This window comes from Curtobacterium sp. 18060 (assembly GCF_902706105.1).
GTDB lineage: Bacteria > Actinomycetota > Actinomycetes > Actinomycetales > Microbacteriaceae > Curtobacterium.
Genome location: NZ_CACSJV010000010.1, coordinates 13,480 through 30,666, shown reverse-complemented (window position 1 = coordinate 30,666; position 17,187 = coordinate 13,480). Strand labels below are relative to the sequence as shown.

Below are 17,187 nucleotides of genomic sequence, written 5' to 3'. Positions count from 1 at the left end.
TCCCGTCCCTCCCCACGCACGTAGAGGACCGCAGTGACCGACAACACCAACGCACCCATCGCACTGATCACGGGCGCTTCGCGCGGCATCGGCCGCCTGCTCGCGCAGAAGCTCGGCCAGCGCGGCGTGACCGTCGTGGTCACGTACAAGGGCAACGCCGACCTGGCCGAGGAGTCGCTGGCCGACGTCAAGGCCGCCGGCGGCGACGGGATCACCGCGCAGGTCGACATCGAGCAGCCGGAGTCGATCGACGGCCTGTTCGACCTGGTGCGGGACACCTACGGCCGCCTCGACATGTTCGTCGCGAACGCCGCCGCCAGCGCGTTCAAGCCCGTCAAGGAACTGAAGCTGCACCACCTGGACCGCAGCTACGCCACCAACGCCCGCTCGTTCGTGCTCGGGGCGCAGCGTGCCGCCGAGCTGATGGACCGCGGTGGGCGCATCGTCGTCGTGACCTCGTACGGATCGCTCCGCGCGTTCCCGACCTACGCCGCGCTCGGCGCCGCGAAGGCCATGAGCGAGTCGTACATGAAGTACATGGCGGTCGAGTTCGGTCCGCGCCAGATCACGGTGAACGCGGTCAACGGTGGCCTGATCGACACCGACTCGCTCGAGTACTTCTACACGAAGGTCCCCGGCCAGGCGCCGATCGACTCGGTGTTCGAGAAGCTCCCGCTGCAGCGCCCCGGCACCGCCGACGACATGGCCGACGCGGTGGACTTCCTGCTCTCCGACAAGGCCGGCTACATCACCGGGCAGGTGCTGTCGGTCGACGGCGGCCTGACCGTGATCGCCCCGCCGTTCTGGGCGGACACGACGTCGCCGCTGCGCGACGCGGTGCTCCCTGCTGACGACGCGGCTGTCGACGCGGCAGAGTAGGGGCATGAGCACCGTCGCCATGCCCGAGCTCGCCGTCGTCTCCTCGCCGTGGACACTCGGCCCCCTGACCCTGCCGAACCGGGTGGTCATGGGGTCGATGCACACCGGACTCGAGGTGCACGACGACGGTGGGGCCGGCATGGCGGCGTTCTACCGCGAACGTGCCGCCGGCGGCGCCGCCTGCATCATCACCGGCGGCATCGCGGTGAACGACGAGGCCCGTGGTGGCCCCGACTTCGCCGTGTTCGGTGTCGGGGGAGCGGACGAGCGGTTCCGCGCCGCGGTCGACGCCGTGCACGAGGAGGGCTCCACGATCCTCGCGCAGCTGTTCCACGCCGGTCGGTACGCGCTCGCCGCGGGGATGGTCGACCGGCACGGGGAGCCCCAGCGCGTGGTGGCACCGTCGGCCCTGCCCTGGGCGGCCGCCCGTGGTGTGGTGCCGACCGAGCTGACACCGGCCGAGATCGAGCGCACCATCGAGGACTTCGCCGCCGCGGCCCGGTCCGCGCGCGACATCGGGTTCGACGGCGTCGAGATCATGGCGTCCGAGGGCTACCTCATCAACCAGTTCCAGTCGCCGCTGACGAACCTCCGTGACGACGAGTGGGGCGGTTCGCCGGAGCGTCGACGGCGCTTCACGGTGGCGGTCGTCGACGCCGTCCGTGCGGCGGTGCCCGACCTGGCCGTGACGATCCGGCTCTCCGGCGCCGACCTGATGCCCGGTTCGTCGACCGAGGACGACGTCGACGCCCTGGTGCACGACCTGCTGCCGCTCGGGCTCGACGGCATCTCGGTGGGGATCGGCTGGCACGAGTCCCGCACCCCGACCGTGCAGGCCGCCGTGCCGCACGGTGCCTGGCTCGCCTACGCCGCGCGCATCGCCGGGGTCGTGCGCGGCTCGTCGCACCCCGACGTCCGGGTGATCGCGTCGAACCGGATGACCGACCTGCGCGACGGTGAGACGGTCCTCGCCGACGGGACCATCGACGCCGTCGCGCTCGCCCGACCGTTCCTCGCCGACCCCGCGCTCGTGAACCGGTCGCTCGCGGGCCGGTTCGCGCTGGTGAACACCTGCATCGGCTGCAACCAGGCCTGCCTCGACCGCTCGATCATCGGCGCGCCGGTGTCCTGCCTGGTGAACCCGCGCGCCGCCCGCGAGGTTGCCTTCCCGGCGCGTCCGACCACCGACCCCAAGCGCGTCGACGTCGTCGGCGGGGGACCGGCCGGTCTCGCCGCAGCCGTCGACGCGGCCCGACGCGGCCACCGCGTCACCGTGTGGGAAGCCGCCGACCGGCTCGGCGGCCAGTTCGGCCTCGCCGCGCTCGTGCCCGGCAAGGAGGACTACGCCGCCACCGTGCGGGCCGCCCGCGCCGAGCTCGACGAACGAGGAGCCACGGTGCACCTCGGCCGCCCGGCCACGACTGCGGACCTGGCCGACAGCGACGCCGTGGTGCTCGCCGCCGGGGTGGTCCCGCGCGACGTCGACGTCCCCGGAGCACACCTGCCGCACGTCCTGTCGTACGAGCGGGCACTGCGCGAGGGCGTGCCGGCCGGCACCGTCGCGATCATCGGCGGCGGCGGCATCGGCGTCGACACCGCAGCGTTCCTGACCGAGTCGCCGGACGAGTCGGTCCGCGCCACCGAGTTCGCGGCGCGCTGGGACCTCGACGTCTCCGAGGAGCTCGTCGGCGACGTCCCCCAGCGGCTGCCCGCTGCGTCGCGCACGATCCGGCCGGGCTCCGACGTCACCGTGCTCCGCCGATCGGGCAAGTTCGGGCAGGGCGTCGGGATCACCTCGCGCTGGGTCGCCATCGGTCGCCTCCGTGACGCGGGGGTGCGCATGGTCGGTGGCGTGCAGGAGTACCTGCGCATCGAGCCCGGTGCCCTCTGGATCCGCGACGAGCACGGCGAGGAGCGTGCGATCCCGGCGGACACCGTCGTGGTCTGCGCCGGGCAGGAACGCGCGATCGACACCGAGGGTGACGTGCGTGACGGACTCGTGACGGGCCTCCAGGCAGCCGGTGTGCCGTTCGCTGTCGTCGGCGGCGCACGCGACGCACGGAGCGTGGACGCGGTCCGCGCGACGTCCGAGGCCCTCGAAGCGGTCCGGCGACTCGCGCCGTAGCGCGTCGGCTCGCATCACGGCCCGGAATCTGTAAGAATGAACGGTCGAATCGCCGCAGCTCGACCCTCTATCCAGCTGTGAGCGATCTCTCTCGAGCTTTCACCGTGTGTGCCCCCACGCCCGCGGTTCCAGTTCAACCACAACGTAAGCAAACAGGAGCAATTGTGGCTGTCAAGATCCGTCTGAAGCGTCTCGGTAAGATCCGTGCGCCCTACTACCGCATCGTCGTCGCCGACTCGCGCACCAAGCGCGATGGTCGTGTCCTCGAGGAGATCGGTCAGTACCACCCGACCGAGGAGCCCTCGGTCATCAAGATCGAGTCCGAGCGTGCGCTCTACTGGCTCGGCGTCGGCGCGCAGCCGACCGAGCAGGTCGCGGCCCTCCTCAAGCTGACCGGCGACTGGGCCAAGTTCAAGGGCGAGAAGGACACCGCGTCCAAGGTCAAGGTCGCCGAGCCGAAGCAGGCCTTCCAGGTCGACTCCTCGAAGAAGGCCGTCCTCAAGCCGAAGTCGGAGAAGACGGCTCCCGCCGCCAAGACCGACGACGCCGAGACCGCCGACGAGACGACCGAGGCGTAGTCCTTGCTCGAATCCGCGCTGACGCACCTCGTCAAGGGGATCGTCGATCACCCTGACGACGTGCGCGTCGCCAGCTCCACCTCCCCGCGGGGCGAGGTCCTCGAGGTGCGCGTGCACCCCGAGGACCTCGGCCGCGTGATCGGTCGTGCCGGGCGGACCGCCAAGGCACTCCGTACCCTCGTCTCGGCCCTGGCCGACGGCAAGCGGGTGCGGGTCGACGTGGTCGACACCGATTCCTAGGGAGACGACCCAGCTCCGGGTGGGTCGAATCACGAAGGCACACGGGCTCAAGGGCGGCATCAAGCTCGAGCTCTACACCGACGACCCGGATCGTCGGTTCACCCCCGGTGCCACGTTCACGCTCCAGGTCCCCGACGACTCACCGTGGTCGGGCAAGACCCTCGAGCTGGACGAGCTCCGCTGGTACAACGGTCACCCCGTCGCGTTCTTCGCGGGGATCGACGACCGCACCGGCGCCGAGTCGCTCGCCCGGATCATCCTCTGGGTCGAGCAGGACGCCGACGCCGAGACCGGCGAGGACGACGCCTGGTACGACCACCAGCTGGTCGGGCTGAAGGTGCTGCGCGACGGCGTCGAGGTCGGCACCGTCGCCCGGGTCGACCACATGCCGGCGCAGGACCTGCTCGCGATCGACACCCCGTCGCGCGGCGAGGTCCTCGTGCCGTTCGTCGCGGCGATCGTGCCCGCCGTCGACATCGCGTCCGGCACCGTCACGGTCACGCCGCCACAGGGCCTGTTCGAGGACCCCGAGGACACCTCCCGGCCCGAGACGGTCACGGACTAGCTGCCGTGCGGATCGACATCGTCACGATCTTCCCGGAGTTCTTCTCCGTGCTGGACGTGTCCCTGCTCGGCAAGGCCCGCTCCGGTGGGCTGCTCGACCTGCACGTGCACGACCTGCGCTCCTGGACGACCGACCGGCACCGCACCGTCGACGACACCCCGTACGGCGGCGGCGCCGGCATGGTCATGAAGCCGGAACCGTGGGCGCAGGCGCTGGACGCCCTGCTGCGGCCGGACGGCTCGTCGACCCTCGTGGTCCCGACGCCCGCCGGCACGCCGTTCAAGCAGTCCATCGCGCGCTCGCTCGCGTCGACGTCCGACCACCTCGTGTTCGCCTGCGGGCGGTACGAGGGCATCGACGCCCGCGTCTTCGAGTGGGCGGCGTCACGCTGCTCGGTCGTCGAACTCTCGCTCGGCGACTACGTGCTGAACGGCGGCGAGGTCGCGGCGATGGCCATGATCGAGGCCGTCGGGCGACTCGTCCCCGGCGTCGTCGGCAACCCCGAGTCCCTGGTCGAGGAGTCCCACGAGGACGGCCTGCTCGAGTACCCCTCGTACACGAAGCCCGCCGTGTGGCGTGACCACGCCGTGCCCGAGGTGCTGCTCAGCGGCCACCACGGCAAGGTCGCTGCGTGGCGGCACGAGCAGCAGGTGGAGCGGACGCGGCGCGTCCGGCCGGACCTGCTGCCGCCGGCCTGACGGGCTGCGGCCTGCCGGTCGGTTTTCGCGCTCAGCGACAGTTCTCGCGGTGCGTTCCCCGTGAACTGTCGCTGAGCACGAAACCCGGCTCCGCCGTGTCGGACGGGAGGCGCGGGGCGGGACCGCACCGCGCCTCCAGTCCGTCAGCTGGTCGGGTCGGCGCGCTGGGCGCGACGCAGGGTCAGGACCTCGGGTCCGGACTCGGTGACCGCCACCGTGTGCTCGACGTGCGCAGCACGTGAGCCGTCGACGCTCCGGAGCGTCCAGCCGTCGTCGTCCTGGTACAGCTCGTCGGTGCCCTGCATGAGCCACGGCTCGATCGCGACCACCAGGCCCGGCCGGAGCTTCAGGCCGCGACCCGGACGTCCGTCGTTCGGCACGTGCGGGTCGCCGTGCATCGTGTGACCGACACCGTGCCCGCCGAACTGCAGGTTGACGCTGTAGCCCGCCTCCTTCGCCACGTGCCCGATCGCGTGCGAGACGTCACCGAGCTTGTTGCCCGGAGCAGCCTGCGCGATGCCGGCTGCGAGGGCGCGCTCGACGGTCGAGATGAGCGTCTGGTCCTCGTCGCGGGGCGTCCCGACCTGCACCGACACGGCGGAGTCCGCCACCCAGCCGTCGACGCTCGCGGCGAAGTCGAGGCTGACAAGGTCGCCGTTCTGCAGCACGTGGTCGAACGGCAGACCGTGCAGCGCCGCGTCGTTCACCGAGGTGCACAGGTTCTTGCCGAACGGCGACTTGCCGAACGAGGGGTGGTAGTCGACGTAGCAGCTCTCGGCGCCCCGGTCGGCGATCATCCGCGCGGCGACGCGGTCGAGCTCGAGCAGGTTCACGCCGACGTCGACCGTGGCGAGCAGTTCGTCGAGGACGTCGGCCACGAACCGACCGGCGACTCGCAGTCCGTCGAGTTCCGTGGGGGTGCGCAGTTCGATCATGGGTCCATCCTCGCTGTTTTGCCCCCGGCGTTCTGTGTGGCAGTATGGGTCGCTGTGCCCTGGCTGGACTCTGCCACGGGGGAGTCGCCGACACCGGGCACGCACCACCACTTCATCAGACATCGATCCGCGGCGACCCGTGTGCGTCCGCAGAGAGTAGAACAGCCATGAGCCAGCTCCTCGACAACGTCGACGCAGCATCGCTGCGGACCGACGTCCCGGACTTCCGCGCCGGTGACACCATCAAGGTGCACGTGAACATCGTCGAAGGCACGCGCTCGCGTATCCAGGTCTTCCAGGGTGTCGTCATCGGCCGCCAGGGCCACGGCATCGGCGAGACCTTCAAGGTCCGCAAGGTGAGCTTCCAGGTCGGCGTCGAGCGCTGGTTCCCGGTGCACTCGCCGATCATCGACCACATCGAGATCGTCACCAAGGGTGACGTCCGTCGCGCGAAGCTCTACTACCTGCGCGAACTGCGCGGCAAGGCGGCCCGCCGCAAGATCAAGGAGAAGCGCGACGCCTGATCGCCTTCACAGTGAGCGCCCGCGAGCCGGACGCCGCTGCTGGCCCCTCGCCGATGTACGGTTGTGCATCGACGGGGGGCTTTCCCTTTGCGCCCGCTGAACCCGGGCGGGCACGGTGTGAACGAGAGCGGAAATGACGGACACGACTGAGGAATCCGGGCGCAGGCCCCGGCCCGAGAAGCAGCGCAACGGGATCCTCACATTCCTCCGCGACCTCGTCATCATCTTCATCGCGGCGCTGCTCGTGTCGTTCTTGGTCAAGACGTTCCTGATCCGCTCGTTCTACATCCCGTCGGCGTCGATGGAGAACACGCTGCAGATCAACGACCGCGTGATCGTCAACGAACTCGTCCCGGGTGTCGTGGCACTGAAACGCGGCGACGTCGTGGTGTTCAAGGACCCGGGTGGATGGCTCGCCGGGTCCGAGGTGCCGAGCGTCACGCCGGACACCCAGCCCGCCAAGGCGATCGACTGGGTCCTCACGCAGATCGGCCTCGGGACGGGCGACAGCGACGACCACCTCATCAAGCGTGTGATCGGTCTGCCAGGGGACAAGGTCTCCTGCTGCAACGACCTCGGGCAGATGTCGGTGAACGGCGTCCCGATCAAGGAGCCGTACCTCAAGCTGCCGGCCGGCGCCCCTGCTTCAGCGACCGACTTCTCCGTCACCGTGCCGAAGGGCACCATCTGGGTGATGGGCGACAACCGCAACGACTCCAAGGACTCCCGCTACAACGGGGACACGCCGTCGAAGGGGTTCGTGCCGTTGTCCGACGTGACCGGCCGCGCCTTCGTGATCTCCTGGCCGACGAGCCGCTGGACGTGGCTCGACGACCACCCCGAGGTGTTCGCCGGGGTGGAGGAGCGCGACCAGTGACCCCCGTCCGCCCCTCCCTCCGCGTCGAGAAGCGGCTGCTGGCCGAAGGCCGTGTCACGGTCATCGGGATGGACGAGGTCGGACGCGGTGCGATCGCCGGTCCCGTCGGCGTGGGCGTCGCGGCCGTGACGATCGACGTCGGGCGGGTCCCGCAGGGTCTGGCCGACTCGAAGCTGCTGTCCGCCACCCGCCGGACGGACCTGGTCCCCGTGGTGACCCGGTGGGCGCGCACCGCCGTCGGCATGGCGTCCGCCGAGTACGTCGACCGGCAGGGGATCGTCCCGGCGCTCGGAGCCGCAGGGGCGCAGGCGCTCGAGTCGCTGGTCGCCGGTGGCCTGTCGCTCGACGGCGCCGTCGTCGTGCTGGACGGGTCCTTCGACTGGCTGACCCGTGCCGTCCCCGCCTCGCTCCGTCCGACGACGGACCCGCTCGAGGTCGTCGTGCAGGTCAAGGCCGACCGGGACTGCGCCTCGGTCGCCGCGGCGTCGATCGTGGCGAAGGTCGCGCGGGATGCCCTGATGATCGCGGCCCACGACGAGGCACCGCACTACGCCTGGGCGTCGAACAAGGGCTACGGCTCGACCGCGCACTACGACGCCATCCGCGCGGTCGGGGCGCACGCACTCCACCGCAAGTCATGGCTGCACCAGACGTCGAGCGTGTCACTCGAGGGCTTCGACGCGCTCGGCAGCTGACGCGCTGCGGTCGCCCGCCCTGCCGTGCCTGTGGCCCGCGAGGTTCCGAAATCTCGGCATCTCGGCCCATGCCCGGTGCCGCAGCGGAACCTCGGCGGAGCGCACACGGCGTGTTGTGGAACCTCGGTGGGCTCGGATCGGGAGCGGACGCCGAGCTTGCTCGCACTTCCGTCTTCGGGTGCATCCCTCGAGCTGCTGTCGCGCACTGGTGCGGCTGCCGCCGTAGACTGTGGGCGCAATGGATGAGGACGAATTCGACGACTACGACCGCGAGGTCGAGCTGGCCCTGTACCGCGAGTACCGCGACGTCGTGTCGCAGTTCCGCTACGTGGTCGAGACCGAGCGGCGTTTCTACCTGGCGAACGAGGTCGAACTCGTGCGCCGGGACACCGAACACGATTTCTACTTCGAACTGACGATGAACGACGTCTGGGTGTGGGACGTCTACCGTTCCGACCGGTTCGTCAAGGGCGTCCGCGTCCTCACGTTCAAGGACGTGAATGTCGAAGAACTGACATCGCGAGAACTCGAACTGCCGAAGGAACTCGCACTCGACGAGTGATCGTCAATTCCGGTGCATTCGGTGAATCGCCGGTGATCGGTGACGTGCCGGAATTCCACGCGCTATTCTGGTCGGGATTTCCCGTCCAATGAACAGGAGCCGCGCATGGCACAGAAGGTCACCGTCCAGCTCGTCGACGACCTCGACGATTCCCCCATCACCACCGGTGAAGGTCGCACGGTCGAATTCGGTTTCGACGGCTCGTCGTACGAGATCGACCTGACGAACGACAACGTCGACAAGTTCCGCGAAGCGATCTCCGACTACATCGCCGCAGCGCGCAAGGTCTCCGGTCGTCGTACCGGCAGCACGGCGCCGAAGTCGGCCCCGAAGCGTGGCAACTCCGAAGAGCTCGGCAAGATCCGCGAGTGGGCGAAGGAGAACGGCTACGAGGTCTCGACCCGTGGTCGTATCTCGACCCAGGTGCAGGAAGCGTACGCAGCCGCACACTGAGCCGCTGTCGACGAAGGACCCGGATGATCGCGATCACCCGGGTCCTTCGTCATTCCTCCCCAAGGGCGATCGTCGTCGTCTGATTCCACAGAGTCTTCGTCGGTGCACATCCTCGCTGCCGTTCCCGCGATCGTTGCCGTGGAGGCAATGACATGGAACAGAAGCTGCACGATCGCCCTGGACGAACACTCCGGAACGGCCGCCTGGGGCGGTTCGGCGAGGACCAGGCCGTGGCGTGGTTGCACGAACGGGGTTTCCGGGTCCTCGAGCGGAACTGGCGGTGCGCCCGGGGCGAGATCGACATCGTCGCGTGGGATTCCTGCACACTCGCGTTCATCGAGGTGAAGACGCGATCCGGTACGACGACGGGGCATCCGTTCGAGGCGATCACGGCGACGAAGCTCACGCGGATGCGACGACTCGTGGCCGAGTGGTTCGACGCCCATCCGGAGGTGTCGGCACGCGCTATCCGCATCGACGTGGTCGCGGTCCACGTCGACGGCCCGCGGACGGCCGTGCAACACGTGGCGGGTGTGCTGTGACGGGCATCGGCCGTGCTGCGGCCGTCGCCCTGCTCGGCGTGACCGGGCGCCGGATCGAGGTCGAGGCCCACCTGACCAGCCAGCTGCCCGCCTTCAGCATCATCGGACTGCCGGACACTTCGCTCGGCGAGGCGCGCGAGCGAGTCCGTGCCGCCGCTGCGAACGCCGGGTGTCCGTTGCCGGCTCGTCGGATCACGGTGAACCTCACGCCCGCGGCGATCCCGAAACGGGGTTCCGGGTTCGACCTGGCGATCGCGATGGCCGTGCTCGCCGGCGCCGGACTCGCACCCGACGTCAGTGAGCGGATCGTCTACATCGGGGAGCTCGGTCTGGACGGTCGGGTCCGACCGGTCGCCGGAGTCATCCCGATGTTGCTCGCCGCCCGCGACGCCGGGGCCGACCGAGTCGTGCTGCCGATCGGCAACCTGCCCGAGGCTCGCGTGGTCGACGGCGTGCGCACCACCGGGGTCGACTCACTCCGTGCGGCTGCGATCGACGCCGGCGCGCTGCTGCCGCCGGTCGAGGTCGACGCGGTGCTGCCGGTGCCGGTGCCCTCGGTCCAACGCCCGGTGGCCGAACTGGCGGATGTCGTCGGGAACCCGATCGGGGTGCGCGCCGTCGTCGCCGCGGCGGCCGGTGGGCACCATGTGCTCCTGCTCGGTCCACCCGGTGCCGGCAAGACGATGCTCGCGGAGCGCCTGCCCGGGCTCCTGCCCGACCTCGACGACGCGACCGCGCTCGAGGTCGCCGCCGTCCGGTCCGTCGCCGGACTCGGGCCGGCGTCGTGGAGCACGAAGCCCCCGTGGGAGGCCCCGCACCACTCCGCGTCGGCGATCTCCCTGATCGGCGGCGGCTCCGGTGTGCTGCGACCCGGAGCAGTGTCGCGGGCGACCGGCGGCATCCTGTTCCTCGACGAAGCACCGGAGTTCCCCCGTGCGGTGCTCGACGCGCTCCGCCAGCCGCTCGAGTCCGGTCGGATCACCATCCACCGGGCTGCGGGCGCCGCCGAGTTCCCCGCGCGGTGCCAGGTCGTGCTCGCTGCCAATCCCTGCCCGTGCGGCAACGCCGGCGGAGCGCACGGCCAACCGTGTGAGTGTCCGCCGAGTGCGGTCCGGCGCTACCTCGGGCGGATGTCCGGACCGCTGCTCGACCGGATGGACATCCGGGTGCTCGTGCCCCGGGTGACGACCGGGAAGATGCGTGGTACCGACGGGAGCACGCCGACGACGGCCGAGGCCCGCGCCGGCGTCGCTGCGGCCCGCGCTCGGATGGCCGAACGCCTCCGGGACACCGGGTGGACGAAGAACGCCGAGGTCACCGGAGCCTGGCTGCGGGCGGACGGTCGGATCGAACCCGGTTCGACCACCGAGCTCGACCGGGCGCTCGACCTCGGCACCTTGACCATGCGGGGGTGGGACCGGGTGATGCGGCTCGCGTGGACCCTCGCCGACCTCGAAGCGGTCGACCGTCCGAGCAGAGCACACGTCCGGGGTGCTCTTGCCCTGCGGAGCGCGCTGTGAGCGGCGTGGGGCCCGGCCACGGCAGCGAACTGCTCGCCGCGATCCGGCGGGTCCTCGGGACTGACGGGGCGTCGGACCCGGTCCAGACCGCCGCTCGGGTCGCGTGGTCCGTGATCGTGGAGCCCGGGGACTCCGTCGCCGGTGAGCTCATGGCGGCCCTCGGGTCGGAGCGCGCCCTCGGCTCGGTCCTGCTGGCAGCCGACGGTGCGTTCGAGGATCTGCTCGACGGGTGTGTGGAGGCCGGCGTACCCGGTGCGGAGGATCCCGATGCGTTCGCCGGTGTCCTGCACACGGCCATCGACCGGTGGCGACCGCGCTTGGTCCGGTCCGACGTGGCCGACGTCGTCGCCTCGGCCGAAGCCGTCGGGGCACGACTGCTCGTGCCCGGGTCCGCTGGGTGGCCGACGGCGATCGACGACCTCGGCCCCCACGCACCACTCGTGCTCTGGACTCGCAGCGCCACGGCGGGTGTCGGCGACGGGGCACCCGCCCTGGCCGTGGTCGGGTCGCGGGCGAACACCATCGCCGGGGCCGAAGCAGCCGCCGAGATCACCTCGTCCGCCGCGGACGCCGGCTGCACGATCGTCAGCGGCGGCGCCTACGGGATCGACGCGGTCGCACACCGGGTGGCGATCGCCGCAGGGGCCCCGACGATCGCGGTCCTGGCCGGGGGGATCGACCAGCTCTACCCCGCCGGCAACGTCCAGCTGCTCCACAACGTCGCTCGGCAGGGCGCCCTGGTGGCGGAGTCGGCGCCGGGGACCCGCCCGACCCGGTGGCGTTTCCTTGCCCGGAACCGGTTGATCGCCGCCCTCGCCGATGCCGCTGTCGTCGTGGAGGCCGGTGCGCGGTCCGGTGCGCTCAACACCGCACACCACGCCGGGCAGCTCGGTCGCCCGGTGTTCGCCGTCCCGGGAGCGTTCGCGTCCTCGGCGTCGGTCGGGTGCCACCGGCTCGTGGCGCAGGGCCGGGCGCAGCTCGTCGTGCACCCGGGGGACCCGGTCGCCGCGATGCGTCCCGTGGCCGCATCCGGTGCGACCGCGGCGGCGGACGAACCCCTCGTGTCGGTCCAGCGCGATCCCGAGGTCGTCCGGGTCCTCGACGCGCTCGGCCGTCGTGCCCTGCCAGAGGCCGAGATCGCTCGACGGTCCGGGCTGTCCGGAGCGGCGGTGGCGGACGCCCTTGCGCTCGCGCAGTTGCAAGGGCTCGTGGCGCACAGCAGCGGCGGGTGGAGCCGCGCATGACGTCGGCCAGCCGTACGCTGACGACGTGGCGGACCGAGCAGAGCAGAAGGAAGAGCGACTCGTGGCAGCGGCCGACTCGTTCCTCGGGCACGCTCGACACGCCAGGGGACTCAGCGACCAGACGCTCCGCGCGTACGCGAACGACCTCGAGCAGTTCGTCGAGTTCGCCGCGCGACGCGGCGTCGTCGGCATCGACGGGGTCGACCTCGAACTCCTCCGCGACTGGTTGTGGGAAGCCGACCAGCGGGGGCTCGCACGGTCGACGATCGCCCGCCGGTCGTCGTCGGTGCGGGCGTTCACCCGGTGGGCGAGCGAGACCGGGGTGACCGCGACGGACGCCGGTGTGCGGCTCCGTGCACCGAAGGGCGGCTCGTACCTGCCGCGGGTGGTGTCGGCCGAGCAGGTCCGTGGGTTGCTGGACGGCCTCGCGGCCCGTGCAGCGACCGACGATCCCGGTGCGCTGCGGGACCTCGCGCTCGTGGAGCTGCTGTACGCCGCGGCCATCCGGGTGAGCGAGCTCGTCGGCATCGACGTCGCCGACGTCGATCGCGGGCGGCTCACGGTCCGCGTGCTCGGGAAGGGCGGGAAGGAGCGGGTCGTGCCGTTCGGCGTCCCGGCCCGTGACGCACTCGAGGCGTGGACGTCGCGGGGGCGTCCGACCCTCGCGGCGCGGGCCGACGTACCGAGCACGGCACTGTTCCTCGGCGACCAGGGTGGCCGGCTCGGGGTGCGGAGTGCGTACCGCGTGGTGGCTCGCCTGCTCGGGGACCTTCCCGGCGAAGGGCCGAGCGGACCGCACACCTTCCGGCACACCGCGGCGACGCACCTGCTCGACGGGGGAGCGGACCTGCGGGCGGTTCAGGAACTGCTCGGGCACGCGAGCCTCGGGACGACGCAGATCTACACGCACGTGTCCTCAGCACGGCTGCGCGAGGTCTACCGGACGGCCCACCCGCGCGCCTGACGGAGCGACCGCCGGACCGGCGCCGCGCACTCGTGCGGCTGCGCGGCGTCGGAACGTTGGAACGGCGCGACCGTGCGACCGTGACGTCGCACGTCGAAGTTGCACGTCGTACGTCGCCCGTCGCGGTCGCTCACCCCGGCCAGGCGGACTCCGGCAACAGCACGGGCCACTCGGCCGCGGGAAGGTACGACGTCGGGTCCACGTAGCGGCCGTCGACCCGCGCGCCGAGGTGCAGACACGGTGCCGAGGCCGGGCAGTGCCCCACGGACACCCGGCCGACCGGATCACCCTGTCGCACGTGGTCCCCGGCAGCGACGAGCGGCTGCACTGAGTCGAGGGTGCTGACGAGCCCGCCGCCGTGGTCGACCGTCACGACGCTCCTGCCGCCAACGGGTCCGGCGAACGCCACCGTGCCGTCGTCGACCGCCGCCGCAGTCGTGCCGAGCGGCGCCGGGACGTCGATCCCGCGGTGACCGGCGGCGTAGTCGTCGGACGGCGGCTCCCACCCGCGCTCGACCACCCGTGTGCCGGTCGGCCAGACCCACGGTTCGGCAGCACGAGTCGCCGCCGTGCCATACCGGTGGTCGCGCACGTCCTCCGGCGCGGGCACGGGTGCGGGCAACGACGCGGTGGCCGCCCCGAACGCCCCGAGCATCCCGATCACCACCACCATCGCGACGACCGGGGGGAGCCGAGTGCCGGAGCCGGGGAACAGGAGCATGCCGCCACTCTGTCCGGCCCGGACCCGCCACACGACCGAGGTGAGGCGGTCCGTGGAGGGTGGGGCGGGCCTCCCGGCCTGTGGAGGGACGACGCGACCGCAACGAACGAGCATGCGGACGCGTCGTGCGACGAAGCACGAGGTGATCACCGCGTGGACTGTCGGAAAGGTCGTGCCCAAGCCCACGCCCACACCCCGACCGCCCCGCGCCGACACCCGCACCCGGTTATGACCACATCCACCACGAGGAGTACAGTCGGGGCCGCTCCGGACCACGCAACGCCGCACGGACGGCGAACGAGCCGACCGCCGGGGCACCGTGCCCACAGCAGCACGGCCGGCAGAACCCAGGAGCATCGTGTCCAACACAGCCACCGGGCACGGCGAGGACCGTGCGTTCAAGGGGAAGGTCACCGCGTTCGCCATCGCAGCAGCGGTGGGCGGTTTCCTCTTCGGCTTCGACTCGTCGGTCATCAACGGCGCCGTCGAGGCCATCAAGGGCGAGTTCGGCCTGTCCGAGGCGGCGAGCGGCTTCGCCGTCGCGTCCGCGCTCATCGGCTGTGCGTTCGGCGCCTACTTCGCTGGTCGACTCGCTGACCGCTGGGGTCGCACCCGGGTGATGTTCTGGGCCGCGGTGCTGTTCCTGGTGAGCTCGATCGGCTCCGGCTTCGCGTTCGCCACGTGGGACTTCGTCCTGTGGCGTCTCGTCGGCGGCCTCGGCATCGGTACGGCCTCGGTGATCGCGCCGGCGTACATCTCCGAGGTCTCGCCGAAGGCGATCCGCGGGCGCCTGGCCTCGTTCCAGCAGCTCGCCATCACGCTCGGTATCTTCGCCGCGCTGCTCTCCGACCAGTTCTTCGCCGTCACGGCAGGCAGCGCGTCCGCCGAGGTCTTCGGCCTCCCGGCCTGGCGCTGGATGTTCCTGGTCGGCGTGATCCCGTCGGTGGTCTACGGCATCCTGGCGATCACGCTGCCGGAGTCGCCGCGCTACCTGCTCGCCAAGGGGCGGACGGAGGACGCCCGCGCGGTCATGACGAAGATCGTCCCGCGCGACACGGTGAACACGAGCCTGGAGGAGATCCAGGACGGCATCAAGAAGGAAGCCAACGAGAAGAAGGGCTCCATCCGGGGCAACCGCTTCGGCCTGCAGCCCATCGTCTGGGTCGGCATCATCCTGGCCGTCCTGCAGCAGTTCGTCGGCATCAACGTGATCTTCTACTACTCGACGACGCTCTGGCAGGCCGTCGGGTTCAAGGAGAGCGACTCGTTCCTCATCTCGACGATCACGTCGGTGGTCAACGTCGCGGTCACGTTCATCGCGATCTTCCTGGTCGACAAGGTCGGTCGGAAGCCGCTGCTCGTCACCGGTTCCGCCGGCATGTTCGTGTCGCTGGCGATGGTCGCGATCGCGTTCTCGCAGTCGACGATCGTGGACGGCAACCCGAGCCTCCCCGGCGCGTGGGGCGTCATCGCCCTCATCTTCGCGAACCTGTTCGTCGTGTCGTTCGGTGCGACGTGGGGTCCGCTCATGTGGGTGCTGCTCGGCGAGATGTTCCCGAACCGCATCCGCGCCACGGCGCTCGGCATCGGCTCGGCCGCCAACTGGGTCGCGAACTTCATCGTCACGATCACCTTCCCGGTGCTGTCCGGCTTCAACCTGACGGTCACGTACGGCATCTACGCGCTGTTCGCGCTGATCTCGTTCTTCTTCGTCATCGCGAAGATCCCGGAGACCAAGGGTCGCTCGCTCGAGGAGATGGGCATCTCCGCCGAGGGCGACACGGTGAACGCGAAGGCGTGATCAGTCGCGTCTGAGACACCCAGGACACCGGACAGGAGGCCCGGATCACGTCAGCCGGTCGGCGCGCGTGATCCGGGCCTCCTGTCTGCTAGCATTTCTCCAGCAGTGCGCTGATGCGCGCTGACTTCGCGTGTCCACAGGGTCGTCAACGGTTCGCCGTCTCCGACCCGGCACCCGACCACCGGTCCCGCTCTCACGAGCGGGCGGTCGCGTGCCAGGACACCAGGGATCACGACCTCCGGTCGTGCTCGACACAACCGCAACAGGGGCACAGCACGGCTGCGCTCCGAGAACACAGAAGGAGGACGGCACATGGCCGTCGTCACCATCCGCCAGCTGCTCGACAGCGGCGTCCACTTCGGACACCAGACCCGCCGGTGGAACCCGAAGGTGAAGCGCTTCATCCTCGCCGAGCGCTCGGGCATCCACATCATCGACCTGCAGCAGTCGCTGGCCTTCATCGACCGCGCGTACGACTTCGTCAAGGAGACGGTCGCGCACGGTGGCACGATCCTCTTCGTGGGCACCAAGAAGCAGGCGCAGGGCTCCATCGCCGAGCAGGCGACCCGCGTCGGCCAGCCGTACGTCAACCAGCGTTGGCTCGGCGGTCTGCTCACGAACTTCCAGACGGTCTCCAAGCGCCTCGCGCGCATGAAGGAGCTCGAGGAGATCGACTTCGACGACACGACGAAGGGCTTCACCAAGAAGGAGCTCCTCATCAAGAAGCGCGAGCTGGACAAGCTCCACAAGACCCTCGGTGGTATCCGCAACCTCACGCGGACCCCGAGCGCGCTCTGGATCGTCGACACCAAGAAGGAGCACCTCGCCGTCGACGAGGCGCAGAAGCTCGGTATCCCGATCATCGGCATCCTCGACACCAACTGCGACCCCGACGAGATCACGTACCCGATCCCGGGCAACGACGACGCGATCCGCTCCGTCGGTCTCCTCACCCGCATCGTCGCCGACGCCGCGGCCGAGGGCCTGAAGACCCGCCACAACGGTGGCGACGACGAAGAGGCCGCAGAGCCCCTCGCCGAGTGGGAGCAGGAGCTCCTCGGTGGCGACGCCGCGACGCCGTCCGCCGACGCCGCTCCCGAGGGCGCGACCGTCGAGGAGAACAACGCTGACGCGCAGGTCGCCGCGAAGGAGATCGGCGAGCCGATCGCCGACGACGCGAAGAACGCGGAGCCGACGGCCGAGGCCGAGGCAGCCGCGGAGACCACCCCCGCCGAGTGACCTGTCGCAGGCGCCGGACCCGATC

General features: G+C 70.6%; 19 protein-coding genes. 17 read left to right on the top strand and 2 right to left on the bottom strand.

Annotation, left to right across the window (positions count from 1 at the left end):
* Positions 1-33 precede the first annotated feature (33 nt).
* The 6 genes from GVL05_RS07385 (at position 34) to trmD (ending at position 5,085) form a co-directional block, all read left to right on the top strand.
* Positions 34-879 (top strand): SDR family oxidoreductase, encoded by an 846-nt coding sequence (locus GVL05_RS07385; protein ID WP_159572561.1) that lies wholly within the window; start codon positions 34-36, stop codon positions 877-879.
* A 4-nt stretch (positions 880-883) separates the two neighbouring features.
* On the top strand, positions 884-3,004 hold the full coding sequence (locus tag GVL05_RS07380; protein ID WP_235035897.1) for an FAD-dependent oxidoreductase: 2,121 nt from the start codon (positions 884-886) through the stop codon (positions 3,002-3,004).
* A 164-nt stretch (positions 3,005-3,168) separates the two neighbouring features.
* Positions 3,169-3,582 carry a 30S ribosomal protein S16 gene (rpsP, locus tag GVL05_RS07375; protein WP_111086066.1) on the top strand — a complete coding sequence of 138 codons (414 nt, stop codon included), beginning with the start codon at positions 3,169-3,171 and terminating at the stop codon, positions 3,580-3,582.
* A gap of 3 nt (positions 3,583-3,585) precedes the next feature.
* Positions 3,586-3,822, top strand: a complete 237-nt coding sequence (locus GVL05_RS07370; RefSeq protein WP_111086067.1) for an RNA-binding protein — start codon at positions 3,586-3,588, stop codon at positions 3,820-3,822.
* A 19-nt stretch (positions 3,823-3,841) separates the two neighbouring features.
* Positions 3,842-4,387 (top strand): ribosome maturation factor RimM, encoded by a 546-nt coding sequence (gene rimM / locus GVL05_RS07365; RefSeq protein WP_123294799.1) that lies wholly within the window; start codon positions 3,842-3,844, stop codon positions 4,385-4,387.
* 5 nt (positions 4,388-4,392) lie between these two features.
* Positions 4,393-5,085, top strand: a complete 693-nt coding sequence (gene trmD / locus GVL05_RS07360; protein WP_123294798.1) for a tRNA (guanosine(37)-N1)-methyltransferase TrmD — start codon at positions 4,393-4,395, stop codon at positions 5,083-5,085.
* 143 nt (positions 5,086-5,228) lie between these two features.
* Here trmD and map read toward each other — a convergent pair whose 3' ends face one another.
* The gene (gene map / locus GVL05_RS07355; RefSeq protein ID WP_159572559.1) at positions 5,229-6,020 is read right to left on the bottom strand and encodes a type I methionyl aminopeptidase; all 792 of its coding nucleotides are present in this window, start codon (positions 6,018-6,020) and stop codon (positions 5,229-5,231) included.
* A 167-nt stretch (positions 6,021-6,187) separates the two neighbouring features.
* Here map and rplS point away from each other — a divergent pair, with 167 nt between their 5' ends.
* The 9 genes from rplS to GVL05_RS07310 all read left to right on the top strand — a co-directional run bounded on the left by rplS (position 6,188) and on the right by GVL05_RS07310 (position 13,401).
* On the top strand, positions 6,188-6,544 hold the full coding sequence (gene rplS, locus GVL05_RS07350) for a 50S ribosomal protein L19 (RefSeq protein WP_123339832.1): 357 nt from the start codon (positions 6,188-6,190) through the stop codon (positions 6,542-6,544).
* A 133-nt stretch (positions 6,545-6,677) separates the two neighbouring features.
* Positions 6,678-7,421 (top strand): signal peptidase I, encoded by a 744-nt coding sequence (lepB, locus tag GVL05_RS07345; protein WP_111086070.1) that lies wholly within the window; start codon positions 6,678-6,680, stop codon positions 7,419-7,421.
* Positions 7,418-8,116, top strand: coding sequence for a ribonuclease HII (locus GVL05_RS07340; protein ID WP_159572557.1), 699 nt, complete (start codon positions 7,418-7,420; stop codon positions 8,114-8,116). The genes lepB and GVL05_RS07340 overlap by 4 nt, the downstream gene beginning before the upstream one ends.
* Before the next feature lie 238 nt (positions 8,117-8,354).
* Positions 8,355-8,678: a DUF2469 family protein gene (locus tag GVL05_RS07335; protein ID WP_111086072.1), complete on the top strand. Its 324-nt coding sequence runs from the start codon at positions 8,355-8,357 to the stop codon at positions 8,676-8,678.
* Between the two features lie 105 nt (positions 8,679-8,783).
* A complete protein-coding gene (locus GVL05_RS07330; protein ID WP_111086073.1) occupies positions 8,784-9,131 on the top strand; it encodes an Lsr2 family protein in 348 nt (115 codons plus the stop codon).
* A gap of 152 nt (positions 9,132-9,283) precedes the next feature.
* Entirely contained in the window at positions 9,284-9,673 is a 390-nt protein-coding gene (locus GVL05_RS07325) for a YraN family protein (RefSeq protein WP_123294793.1), read from the top strand.
* Positions 9,670-11,193 carry a YifB family Mg chelatase-like AAA ATPase gene (locus GVL05_RS07320; protein WP_123937692.1) on the top strand — a complete coding sequence of 508 codons (1,524 nt, stop codon included), beginning with the start codon at positions 9,670-9,672 and terminating at the stop codon, positions 11,191-11,193. The genes GVL05_RS07325 and GVL05_RS07320 overlap by 4 nt, the downstream gene beginning before the upstream one ends.
* On the top strand, positions 11,190-12,437 hold the full coding sequence (dprA, locus tag GVL05_RS07315; RefSeq protein ID WP_159572555.1) for a DNA-processing protein DprA: 1,248 nt from the start codon (positions 11,190-11,192) through the stop codon (positions 12,435-12,437). Before GVL05_RS07320 ends, dprA begins: the two co-directional genes overlap by 4 nt.
* A gap of 61 nt (positions 12,438-12,498) precedes the next feature.
* The gene (locus GVL05_RS07310) at positions 12,499-13,401 is read left to right on the top strand and encodes a tyrosine recombinase XerC (RefSeq protein ID WP_159572618.1); all 903 of its coding nucleotides are present in this window, start codon (positions 12,499-12,501) and stop codon (positions 13,399-13,401) included.
* Positions 13,402-13,531: 130 nt separating this feature from the next.
* Here the strand turns inward: GVL05_RS07310 and GVL05_RS07305 are convergent, their stop codons facing one another.
* On the bottom strand, positions 13,532-14,122 hold the full coding sequence (locus GVL05_RS07305) for a M23 family metallopeptidase (protein WP_159572553.1): 591 nt from the start codon (positions 14,120-14,122) through the stop codon (positions 13,532-13,534).
* A 358-nt stretch (positions 14,123-14,480) separates the two neighbouring features.
* On the opposite strand from GVL05_RS07305, the gene GVL05_RS07300 reads away from it, so the two are divergent.
* Both GVL05_RS07300 and rpsB read left to right on the top strand, forming a co-directional pair.
* Positions 14,481-15,923: a sugar porter family MFS transporter gene (locus GVL05_RS07300; protein ID WP_235035896.1), complete on the top strand. Its 1,443-nt coding sequence runs from the start codon at positions 14,481-14,483 to the stop codon at positions 15,921-15,923.
* Positions 15,924-16,235: 312 nt separating this feature from the next.
* Positions 16,236-17,162 (top strand): 30S ribosomal protein S2, encoded by a 927-nt coding sequence (gene rpsB / locus GVL05_RS07295; protein WP_111086086.1) that lies wholly within the window; start codon positions 16,236-16,238, stop codon positions 17,160-17,162.
* Positions 17,163-17,187 lie beyond the last annotated feature (25 nt).